Source organism: Ciceribacter sp. L1K23, from assembly GCF_018122705.1.
Lineage (GTDB): Bacteria > Pseudomonadota > Alphaproteobacteria > Rhizobiales > Rhizobiaceae > Allorhizobium.
The window spans coordinates 1-507 of sequence record NZ_JAGRRC010000007.1; the positions used below are offsets into that span (position 1 = coordinate 1).

Here is a 507-nt window from a genome sequence, read left to right on the forward strand (position 1 = left end):
CAAATTCTATCTGCTGCGGGCGGGTCTTGTTGCTTTTCCTTCACGCGGGCGGTTTGTGATTACCGATGCTGGCCGCGCATTTTTGGCCGAAAACCCGGACCACATTGATGTGTCCATGCTGATGCAATTTCCATCGTTTCGCGAATTCCTTCAAAAGCAGCGGCCGGAAACCTCAGACGAGATTGGCCCGAATGAGAGTGCGCGCGAGGCAACCAGCGCCACGCCTGAAGAGCAGATTGATGCTGCTTATCATGCGCTGGAAGCGGCGCTACAGGCGGATTTGCTGGAACGGATTGTGCAAAACAGCCCGGCCTTTTTTGAACAGTTGATTGTCGATCTGCTGGTTGCCATGGGCTATGGCGGCAGCCACGAAAACGCCGCCGCGCAATTGGGCCGCTCTGGCGATGGCGGTGTCGACGGCGTGATCAACGAAGACCGCCTCGGCCTTGACCGTATCTATGTGCAGGCCAAGCGCTACGCGGCGGGCAATGCCGTGGGCCGCCCAGA

General features: G+C 58.4%; 1 protein-coding gene. It reads left to right on the forward strand.

The window, feature by feature from the left end:
* On the forward strand, positions 1-507 hold a 507-nt coding region (locus J5J10_RS22585; protein ID WP_249117017.1), incomplete at both ends, for a restriction endonuclease.